This is a genomic window from Finegoldia sp. P3-F-LR, from assembly GCF_052932165.1.
In genome coordinates, this window is record NZ_JBRFJE010000001.1 from 204,618 (window position 1) to 216,459 (window position 11,842).

Here is an 11,842-nt window from a genome sequence, read left to right on the forward strand (position 1 = left end):
ATATTATATAATAATCTCTCCTTAAGTAAAATGTTCATCGTATTTCTAGGAATATATGTTGAATCTACACTTTGTGGTATAATAGTGTATATACATTTTATGGAGGAATTTATGAATAAAGATAAAAATATAATATTGAAATCCATAAAAATTTTAATATTATGTTTGATTTGTATATTTGCATTTGTAGGTGGATTAATTGGAGTAGCCGGAGTACGCGCTATGCAATTAGCTCCAAAGGTTAATCCCGAAGAAATCAATAATATGATGAATCAAACATCAGAAATTTTGGATCAGGATGGAAATTTAATCGAGAAAATCAAAACCACTGAATATAGAGAGGTTGTTAAATTAGATAAGATACCAAAATACATGATGGATGCTTTCACATCTGTGGAAGATGAAAGATTTTACAAACACAACGGTGTGGATCCTATCGGTATCACATCAGCTATTTTTGATAATTTAAAATCTGGTTCTATGAAACGTGGAGCAAGTACTCTAGCGCAACAATTGGCTCGTAATTTGTACTTAACTAATGAAAGATCATTTGACAGAAAATTCAAAGAAGCTTATTTAGCAATGGAATTGACAAACTATCTAGGCAGAGAAAAACTTTTGGAAACTTATATGAATACTGTTTTCTTGGGACAAAATGCCTACGGAGTTCAAGCCGCTTCTGAAATTTACTTCAAGAAAAACATCGATGAACTAACTTTATCAGAATGTGCTACATTAGCAGGAATTGTGAAGAGTCCTACTAACTTAGCATTATACAAGGCGATTGAACCAGGTCAAGTAAAAGACCAATCAAAAATCGTCGGTGAAGTTACTTTAAACGGTGAAACATACAAAGCTGTCTACAATCAACAAACTATCGACAGAAGAGATTACGTTCTTAAAAAAATGCTAGATAACAACAAAATCACCAAAGAAGAATACGACAAAGCTCTTCAAGAAGATATCGCAGCTAATATAAAACCAGGAATTAAAAACGTAGATAACTTGTCTAACTACTATTCAGATATTATCTACGAACAAGTTATCGCAAAACTTATAGAAAAAGGATACTCTCAACAAGAAGCAAAAAGTAAACTTATCAATGGTGGATTAAAGATATATTCATGTGTTGATATGAATATGCAAAGTAATTTGGAAAAATTATACGATAAAAAAGTCGATGATATTATCGCAGATGGTTCATCAGCAAATTTGTTAAAATGGTCAAGCGATGACGGTAGAAATATTACGAACGCATTAAATGAAGTCATTTATTTTAGAAAGAAAAATATAATCAATGACAACGATGAGTTCTTTATTTCACCAGAACAATATGATAAAAACCCAGATGGTTCTGTTACTTTTAATTATTCAAAATCAATTAAAGTAAAACAATACGGAAACTATTTGGATTTGAAAGATTATTACTCAGTAAATGACAATAATAATTTGGTAACTCATAAAATATCTTCAATCAATATTGGTAGCAAAAATTTGAATACAGATGGTGAAGGTAACATCACAATCTCAAGCCAATATATAAAAGAAAATCCAAATTTAATCAAATACGACAACAATGACAATTTGATTTTTGCTAAGGATTTCTACACTATAAATGAAGACGGAATTAAACAACCACAATCATCAAGTGTTGTTGTTGATAAAACAACTGGACAAATCAAAGCTTTGGTCGGTGGAAGATATTCAGATAATAAAGATACTACTAACAGAGCATCTGATATTCCTAGACAAGTTGGTTCAAGCATGAAACCATTAGGTGTATATACTCCTGCATTGGATAATGGGTACTCCCCTGCATCAGGCTTAGATGATTTACCTCACTACAATGAAAAGCATGAATTGTGGCCACAAAACTGGTACGAAGGTTATGAAGGTTTAGTTTCACTTAGACATGCTGTTGAAAATTCAATCAACGTTACTGCCGTAAAAGTTTTGGAAGATATTGGAATTGAAAAATCAAAAACTTATTTAGAAAAATTTGGATTGATTAATGCAAAAAATCCTAAAGCCGATAACTATATAAGTGCAGCTGAAAACACTTCAGAAAACGATGAAAACACATCTGCAATGGCACTAGGTTCACTAACTAAAGGATTTACACCTGTAGAAATGGCAGGTGCTTACAACGCTATCAATAATAGCGGACAGTACAGAGAACCTATTTCCTTTACAAAAGTTACTGACAGTTTAGGAAAAGTTATAATCGAAAATCCTCAAAAACAAAATGAAGTTGTGAGCCCTCAAATCGCATACATTATGAGAGATATACTCAGAACTTCTACAGATTACAACTATTCAAAATACGCTAGGTTAGATGGCTTTGATATCGGTGGAAAAACTGGTACTACAAACGACTACCAAGACGTATGGTTTGTCGGAATGAGCCCATACTATACAATTAGTACATGGTTAGGTTTTGACAATCAACAATTAAAAATGACTCAAATTAGTCAGAAAAAAGTTGTACAAATCTGGAGTGCAGTCAACAGATATACTTTGGAAGATAAAATTCCAATAAAATTTGAAGAACCAGACGGTATCGTAAGAGTTAAAGTCGATACTTTAGCAAATAAATTGCCAAGCAAATACAGTTGGAGAGATCCTCGCGGAATTGTAAAAGAAGAAATCTACAAAGCAGGTACAGAACCTACAGAAGTTTCTGATTTGTATGAATCAAGAAGAATTGACGTTGTAGATGGAAAATTAGCTACAGATAATACTCCACCTTGGGAATTAGGATGGGGCGTTTTCATAAAAAGAGATCCTCCTTATAAACCTTCAGAACATAACAACATTATTCCTAAAGACTGGAAATACAGTATGCCTGGTTATTCTGATAGAACAATCTTTAATATTTTAAAACCTCATGATAAAAAAGATGAAGACAAAGATGACGAGGACAAAGACGACAAGGACGAAAAAGATAACGATAAGAAAGACGGCGACAAAGAAAACAATAGAAATAATAGAGACCGTGATCGTAAACATAATCGTGACCGTGATTCGTCAAATGATAGAAATAATTAAAAAAAGGTTAATTTTGGAAAATTCCAAAATTAACCTTTTTCTTATTTATCTATCTTTTTCTTTCTAGTAACTTTAAAATTAATCTCATAAACAAATCTATCTTCATCAATTGATATTTTACTTGTTCCCCCGAGCAACTCTATCAAATTTTTCGCAATATATAAACCAAGTCCACTACCTTCAGAATGGCGAGACCTTTCCCCTCTTACAAATTGACCCATCAATTCTTCTGCACTAACCTCAATTTTATTCTTGGATACATTAGAGAATTTAAGGATAATATTGTCATTGACTACATCACATTCTCCGTAAACTTTTGTGTTAGGTTTGGAATACTTCACAATATTGCTAAAAATATTTTCGATTACACGAGATAACTTTGCACCATCTGTCATCATCATTACAGTTTTTCTTTTATCATTATATTCGAATTCTAATCCCATCTTATTGAAATCAGAATCAAATTGACCGTAAACTTGTAATACTAATTCATTTAGTTCCACAACTTCCATTTCGATATCAATATTTCCCGTTCCAGTTTTGGAAGCGTAAATCAAATCTATTACCATTGTTTTCAATCTTTTAGCGTTATATTCTAGAATTTCTATATATCTTTTCTTTTCTGATTCATCAGTTTCGTGATTCAGCAAATCTACGTAATTTATAATGGAAGTTAAAGGCGTTTTGATATCATGTGAAATATTTGTGATTAGTTCCGTTTTCATTTTTTCTGAATTAATTTTATCTTGCATCGTGTTGATAACCGAATCATGCAAATGGTTTATAAGATACACAGAATCTTTGTAAATTTCATCATCTATGAACACATCAATATCTTTTCCAGAATACATAGCCTCCACTTTTTTGTTAAGCAGTATTTTGCCCAGATTATTAATCAAAATTGATATGTAAATTTTCGCTAAAATTGCACCGATGAATACAATACCAAACAAATTCCTGTTTGCAACCATAATAGTCGCCATCGTATACATCAAAAATATCAAAGTTAATAATGACTCAACATAAATGTTGTAGTATTTTCCTTTGAAATTACTTATGAATTGATATATTAAAAAAGCATTTTTTCTCTTTTTGTAGATAGTTCTTACAACCTTAAACATTGAATAAATGAAAGCAAACATAGTATATATCAACGTTATGGCAACCGAAAAATTATATACATTAATTATATTTTCAATAAAAAATGATACAGTGAATACAAGAATGAAGCCAAAACTAAAATATAGTAGTAGATCTACCAGTTGTTTTTCAACATAACCATCGATAGAACGAAAACTTTTTTTAATCCAATTTATCATTAAATGTCCTCTATCTTATATCCCATACCATATACAGATTTAATCAAATCAGGTCTTCTAGGATTGATTTCAACTTTTTCTCTGAGTCTTGATATATGGACTGAAACTATTTTTTTTACATCATAAGGTGGAGCTTCCCACACATTTTCATATATTTCTTCTGATGTGAATACTATTCCCTTGTTTTTCAATAAGAGTAAAATTATTCCATACTCATAAGGAGTTAACTTTATTTCTTCACCATCAATCAATACTTCTTTTTTGTCGTCGTTGATTGTCAATCTTCCAGCTGAGAATACATTTCCATTTAGAGAATTGTCCTTGCTAAGTTCCAATCTTCTCAAACATGATTTTATCCTAGCCAATAATTCTACAGCATCGAAAGGTTTAGTAATATAATCATCGGCACCCAAATTCAATCCCATAACCTTATCATTCAATTCGCTTTTTGCAGACAAAATTATGATTGGTGCATTTGATACTTCTCTTATTTTTTGTGTTAGTTCTAAGCCGTCCATTCCTTCCATCATTATATCTACCAAAAATAAATCTATTTTATTCTTTTCCATTAATTCTAACGCATCGTAACCATTATAGGCTTTCAACACATTGTAATTATCTGTTTTTAAATATATTTCTATGGCTTTTACTATGTCTTTTTCGTCGTCGACAACCATAATATTGTACATAAAAATCACCTTCTCAACTTTTATTATACACTAAAAATCAGAAGGTGATTATTACAAAAATTTAACGATTCAATTTTGGAGCCAAATATTGACCAGTATAAGAATTTTTCTTACTAATTAATTTTTCAGGAGTTCCTTGGAAGATCACTTGTCCTCCACCATTTCCTCCTTCAGGTCCTAAATCTATAATATAATCAGAAACCTTAATAACATCAAGATTGTGTTCTATAACAATAACGGTATTTCCTTGATCAACAAGTCTTTGCAATACTTCAACTAATTTGTCAATATCTGCTGAATGAAGACCCGTGGTTGGCTCATCTAAAATATACACAGTTTTTCCTGTACTTTTTTTAGATAATTCACTGGCTAGTTTTACTCTTTGAGCTTCTCCACCGGATAATTCCGTTGAAGATTGTCCTAATTTAATATAGCCCAAACCTACATCTTGTAAAGTTTGCAATTTATTTTTTATAGGAGGGAAGTTTCTGAAAAATTCTAACGCTTCATCAATCGTCATATCTAACACGTCGGCGATATTTTTGCCTTTGTATTTTACTTGCAAAGTTTCTCTGTTGTATCTTTTTCCTTTACAAACATCACATGGAACATAAACATCTGGTAAAAAGTGCATTTCTACTTTTAAAGTTCCGTCGCCTTTACAAGCTTCACACCTTCCACCCTTTACGTTAAATGAGAATCTTCCTTTTTGATATCCTCTCATATTTGCTTCAGGTGTTGACGCAAACAAATCTCTTATCAAATCAAATACTTTTGTATAAGTCGCTGGATTACTTCTAGGCGTTCTACCAATCGGAGATTGATCTATTTGTACAACTTTATCCAAATTTTCAATTCCAGTAGCCGATTTGAATTTACCATTTTTCATCTTAGCATTATTCAAATCTCTGGCTAATTTCTTGTAGACAATTTCGTTAACCAATGAAGACTTTCCAGATCCTGAAACACCTGTAACACAGTTGAAGCATGAAAGTGCAAATTTCGCATTTATGTTTTTAAGGTTATTTTCTTTGCAACCTTTAAATTCCAAATATCCATTTGGTTTTCGTCTTTGTTCAGGAACGGGAATTGATAGTTCCCCTGACAAATACTTACCTGTAATGGATCTTTTTTCTTTGATAATATCATCAATAGTTCCACAAGCTACGATTTCGCCTCCATGAACACCAGCTCCCGGTCCGATGTCAACAAGATAATCGCATTCTTTCATCGTATCTTCATCGTGTTCAACTACAACCAAAGTATTTCCAATATCCGTCAAATTTCTAAGCGCTTTAATCAATTTGTCATTATCTCTTTGGTGAAGTCCGATTGAAGGTTCATCTAATACATACACAACGCCTACCAATGCAGATCCAATTTGTGTTGCCAATCTAATTCTCTGAGATTCTCCACCTGATAAAGTAGAAGCAGATCTATCCAAAGTTAAATAATCAAGCCCAACATCGTTCAAAAATTGAAGTCTGCTGATAATTTCCTTCAATATTTCATCTCCAATAAATTTCTTGGACTCTTCCAATTCCAAATCTTTGAACCATTGAAGAGAATCTTTTACAGGCATTTGACAAATTTCATAAATATTTTTTTCATTTATGCGAACTGACAAATACTCATCTTTTAATCTAGCTCCATGACAATAATCGCATTCAACGTCAGTCATATACTCACCAATTTTTTGATGCATAGAATCTGTCGCGCTTCTGTTGTATCTTTCTTCTAAGTTTTTCAAAACTCCTTCAAATTTACCGTTGAATTTTTTTCTTCCAGAAAAATGACTATCGAAAATAAATGAAAGATTTTTCTTTGATCCATTCAAGATTTCATTTATCATTTTCTTTGGAGCATCCTTAATTGGTTTGTCCAATGGAAAGTCATAAGAATCTGCGATTGCTTTTATTATTTCGAAATAATATCCACCTGGTTTCGAAGATTGATAAGGATCTATTGCGCCTTGTAAAATCGACAACTCTTTATTTGGAATTACCAAATCTTCATCAACTTTTTTATGAAAACCAAGTCCATTACAATGAGGGCACATTCCAAACGGATTATTGAACGAAAAATCTCTTGGCTCTAATTCTTGGTAAGAAATATGTCCGTCTGGACAGCTCATTGATGTACTATAAGAAATTACATCTTTGCCAATAACATCAACTTTTACATTATTTTCAGACAATCTAAGAGCTGTTTCTATGGAATCTGTAAGCCTTGAATCAATTCCATCTTTAATTATAATTCTGTCGACAATTACATCAATATCGTGTTTTTTGTTTTTATCAAGTTCGATATCTTCTGCTAATTCAACTTGCTCACCATCAACAATAGCTCTTATGAAACCATCTTTTCTCAAATTTTGCAAAAGTTTTTTGAATTCACCTTTTTTACCCTTAACAACAGGGCTTAAAATTTGAATTCTCGAACGTTCCTCTAATTCTTTCACACTGTCTACAATTTGGTCGACAGTTTGGCTAACAATTTCTTTCCCGCAAACAGGACAATAAGCAGTTCCAACTCTTGCGAAAAGTAGTCTAAAATAATCGTATATTTCTGTAACAGTTCCCACTGTTGAACGTGGGTTGTTGTTAGTTGTTTTTTGGTCTATAGAAATCGAAGGCGACAATCCTTCAATGTATTCTACATCTGGTTTATCCATTTGCCCTAAAAATTGGCGTGCGTAAGAACTCAAAGATTCGACATATCTTCGTTGCCCTTCCGCATATATAGTGTCAAATGCCAAAGAAGATTTACCTGACCCACTCAATCCAGTGAACACGACCATTTTATTCCTAGGAATGGTAAGGTCAACATTTTTTAGATTATTCTCCTTAGCACCTTTTATAACAATTTTATCTTTGCTCATTTTGCTCCTTTAGTAAGTGTTTTTCAAATTCCTGATTTGATCTCTAAGTGTAGCAGCTCTCTCGAAATCCAATTCTTCTGCAGCTTTTAACATTTCTGTGTTCAAATTTTCAATAATAACTTCTATTTCGTCCTTTGAAAATTCCGTAACTTTATTAACATCATAACTTTCATTTTCTTCTGCCACGAAAGTATTTTGGATTCTTTTTCTAACAGATTTATTAATAGTAGTTGGAATAATGTTGTGTTCTTCGTTGTATTCTTCTTGTATTTCTCTACGCCTATTAGTTTCTGTGATAGCCACATCCATCGACCTAGTAATCGTATCACCGTACATTATAACGTGACCATTTGAATTTCTAGCAGCTCTACCTATAGTTTGTATAAGAGAAGTCTCTGAACGTAGGAAACCTTCCTTATCAGCATCCAAAATCGCAATCAGAGAAACTTCTGGTAAATCCAATCCCTCTCTCAGAAGGTTAATTCCTACAAGTACATCGTATTTTCCTTCTCTCAAATCTCTTATGATTTCCATTCTTTCAATCGTATCAATATCTGAATGCAAATAAGTTACTTTTATATCCAAATCTTCAAGATAACGCGTCAAATCTTCACTCATCTTTTTAGTAAGAGTTGTGATAAGAACACGTTCACCTTTTTCAATAGTTTTATTGATTTCACTAACCAAATCGTCGATTTGTCCTTTTGTGGGACGAACCTCAATTTTGGGATCTAATAGACCCGTTGGTCTGATAATTTGTTCAACCACCTCATTAGTTTTTGCTTTTTCATACTTTCCTGGAGTTGCCGACACATATATTACTTGATTCATCATCGATTCAAATTCGTTGAATCTCAAAGGACGATTGTCCAATGCAGATGGCAATCTGAACCCATAATCAACCAAGCTAGTTTTTCTGGACCTATCTCCTTCGTACATTCCTCCGATTTGTGGCACAGTAACGTGTGATTCGTCAATCATTGTCACGAAATCTTTTGGAAAATAGTCGATAAGAGTGTAAGGTCTGCTACCAGGCTTTCTCTGAGACATATGTCTTGAATAGTTTTCTATTCCTGTACAAAATCCCATTTCTTTTAACATTTCTATATCGTATCTAGTTCTTTGCTCTAATCTTTGAGCTTCCAATAGTTTATTGTGGTCTTTAAAATATTTTAATCTATCTTCTAATTCTTCTTCAATAGTTACGATAGCTTTTTCGACTTTTTTCTGAGTCGTTGCATAGTGACTAGCAGGATAAATCGCAACGTGATTTCTTTCACCTACAATTTCTCCAGTCAAAGCATCAATTTCAGTAATTCTATCTATTTCGTCACCGAAAAATTCTATCCTAACGCTTTTTTCTCCACTCGATGCTGGGAAAATATCCAAGCTATCTCCTCTTACTCTGAAAGTTCCTCTGGTAAAATTAATGTCATTTCTAACGTATTGAATGTCGATTAATTTTTTCATAACTTCAGTTCTATCTTTTTCCATTCCTGGACGCAAAGATATAACCAAATTTTCGTAATCAATAGGATCTCCCAAACCGTAAATACAAGATACAGAAGAAACTATAATTACATCTCTTCTTTCGAATAAACTCATCGTAGCACTGTGGCGAAGCTTGTCCAATTCTTCATTGATACTTGAATCTTTTTCAATATAAGTATCTGATTGAACCACGTATGCTTCTGGCTGATAATAATCGTAATAAGAAACGAAAAATTCAACCGCATTTTCTGGAAAAAATTCTCTAAACTCACTAGCCAATTGATATGCCAAAGTTTTGTTGTGAGCTATAACCAGAGTTGGTCTTTGAACTTTTTGAATAATATTTGCCATCGTAAAAGTTTTACCTGAACCAGTAACACCTTTTAAAATCTGATGATTTTTTCCATTTTCCAAACCATTTGCAAGTTTATCAATCGCTTGTGGTTGATCACCTGTTGGCTTGAATTTTGAATGTAATTTAAATTCCATAACTCACCCCTTGAACATATGTTTTACTTTAACATTATATATCATCTGTGTATTTAATTCAATAAATAATAATTCGTATTCATTATCAAAAAAATCAAAAAAATTTTCTAAACAAAAACTAGGCTCACAGAGCCTAGCCAAATTTTTTTATTATAAATCTTCTTCATTTATTACTTTTTCATTGAAACCGTCTTTATACTCATCATTTTTTACAATATGTCTGTTAAATATTTTATCGATAGCCACTGAAATAGCAGTATCTCCAGAAATATTTGCAGCAGTTCCAAATGAATCCTGTGTCAAATAAAGTGTCATCAACAATGATGCAAGTTCACCTTCAGATGGAATTCCAACTACTGGCAAAAATGGCAATGCACTCATTATTGCTCCACCTGGAGCTCCTGGAGCAGCAACCATAGCTATCCCAAGAATTGCCATATATTTTAACATTAGTAAATAAGAATGTCCCATTCCATACATTGTTAAAATTGTAAAAGTACAAGCTGTAATTGTAATCATTGAACCTGGCATATGAACGGTAGCTCCCAATGGAATTACAAAATCTCTAATACTTTTACTTACTGAATTTTGCTTAGCACATTCCAAGTTTACTGGAATTGTCGCAACAGATGATTGAGTTCCTATTGCTGTTAAATATCCTTTTACTTGATTTCTGATTAACTTTACAGGATTTTTCTTCGTGTAAGTACCACTTATTATAAATAATACAGAAACATATATTAAGTGAAGTGCAATTACACATAAGAATATCTTCCAGAAAATTGAAAGAACTGCAAATACAGATCCAGTGAATGCCATTTTTGAGAAATTACCAAAAATAAAGAAAGGTAACAATGGTACAATTGCAGTTGACAATACTTTTGTGATTATGTCATTAAATTCTGAGATTAAATTGTAGCAATATTCTCCTTCACCGTGTTTTCTTAACCATGATATTGAAATTCCCATCATAAATGCGAAAATAATTGATGAAGTTACATCAAAAAATGGTTTGATTGGAATTTCAAAAAACGGATCCATGCCTATCTTAGTTGAGGCTTGAATCTTAGAAACTTGGTCTGGACTTATAAATGCTGGGAATACATTTGAACTCATAACATATGATAATGACCCACCAATAAGAGTAGATGCATAAGCAATTACAACAGTTACTAATAATAATTGTCCAGCTCCCTCTCCAAGATCAGCAATTCCCTTTGTTACAAAAGCAATAATCATAAGTGGAATAACAAAGTTTAGAAATGCGCCGAACATTGATGAGAATGTTACAGCAGTCTTCACGAACCATTGAGGCATATACAAACCAGCTAAAGTACCTAATCCAATCGCGATTAATAATTTTGGTATTAATCCTAGTTTTTTCTTTTCAGTTTTACTCATTTTCTTTAAATCACTCCTCGTATAATATAGTTGTAGTAATAACTACTACATTTTATTCTCAATCCCACTTTCTTATGGGATAATAATTGTATAGATAGAGGTCGTAGTCTCCCTCCTTGAAGCTAGTCTTCCTATTTAAGGGTTACGCCTCTACTTTACGTCCTTATCAGTATGAGCTGGATAGCACATTTCGTTGCTGTATGTCTAACGAGGTTTGATTGTCGTAAAGTTCTTGAGGGTTCTTTCTCTATCTAAATTTATATTAAAGCTAGGTGATTTTATGTTTTACATTGGTGTTGATATTGCAAAGAATAACCACGAAGCCTCAATAATTGATTCTAATGGTAAACTTGTTTCTGAGTCTTTTTCTTTTTCTAATTCTATTAGAGGATTAGAGAAGTTTCAGAAATTTATTTCCTCTTTTTCGATTGATTTTAACAATTGTATTATTGGTATGGAAGCTACAGGTCATTATTGGCTGTCTCTTTATTCTTTCTTGATTGATTTAGGATTTTCTTGTATTG

7 protein-coding genes are annotated in these 11,842 nt (G+C 32.3%); 2 read left to right on the plus strand and 5 right to left on the minus strand.

Annotated features, from left to right (window positions below; translation table 11 throughout):
• Positions 1-111: 111 nt before the first annotated feature.
• Positions 112-3,048 carry a penicillin-binding protein 1A gene (locus ACU68U_RS01010; protein WP_446762545.1) on the plus strand — a complete coding sequence of 979 codons (2,937 nt, stop codon included), beginning with the start codon at positions 112-114 and terminating at the stop codon, positions 3,046-3,048.
• A gap of 41 nt (positions 3,049-3,089) precedes the next feature.
• Here the strand turns inward: ACU68U_RS01010 and ACU68U_RS01015 are convergent, their stop codons facing one another.
• The 5 genes from ACU68U_RS01015 to ACU68U_RS01035 form a co-directional block, all read right to left on the minus strand.
• Positions 3,090-4,367 (minus strand): sensor histidine kinase, encoded by a 1,278-nt coding sequence (locus ACU68U_RS01015; RefSeq protein ID WP_440275598.1) that lies wholly within the window; start codon positions 4,365-4,367, stop codon positions 3,090-3,092.
• Positions 4,367-5,056 carry a response regulator transcription factor gene (locus ACU68U_RS01020; protein ID WP_002836609.1) on the minus strand — a complete coding sequence of 230 codons (690 nt, stop codon included), beginning with the start codon at positions 5,054-5,056 and terminating at the stop codon, positions 4,367-4,369. Before ACU68U_RS01020 ends, ACU68U_RS01015 begins: the two co-directional genes overlap by 1 nt.
• A gap of 61 nt (positions 5,057-5,117) precedes the next feature.
• Complete coding sequence (gene uvrA, locus ACU68U_RS01025; RefSeq protein ID WP_227905157.1) at positions 5,118-7,937, minus strand: excinuclease ABC subunit UvrA; 2,820 nt, start codon at positions 7,935-7,937, stop codon at positions 5,118-5,120.
• 9 nt (positions 7,938-7,946) lie between these two features.
• Positions 7,947-9,917, minus strand: a complete 1,971-nt coding sequence (gene uvrB / locus ACU68U_RS01030; protein ID WP_102163929.1) for an excinuclease ABC subunit UvrB — start codon at positions 9,915-9,917, stop codon at positions 7,947-7,949.
• Positions 9,918-10,067: 150 nt separating this feature from the next.
• Positions 10,068-11,318, minus strand: a complete 1,251-nt coding sequence (locus tag ACU68U_RS01035) for a dicarboxylate/amino acid:cation symporter (RefSeq protein WP_094207252.1) — start codon at positions 11,316-11,318, stop codon at positions 10,068-10,070.
• 280 nt (positions 11,319-11,598) lie between these two features.
• Between ACU68U_RS01035 and ACU68U_RS01040 the strand changes: the two genes are divergently transcribed.
• Positions 11,599-11,842 (plus strand): IS110 family transposase (locus ACU68U_RS01040; RefSeq protein WP_446762546.1); only part of this gene is annotated, 244 nt, incomplete at its 3' end.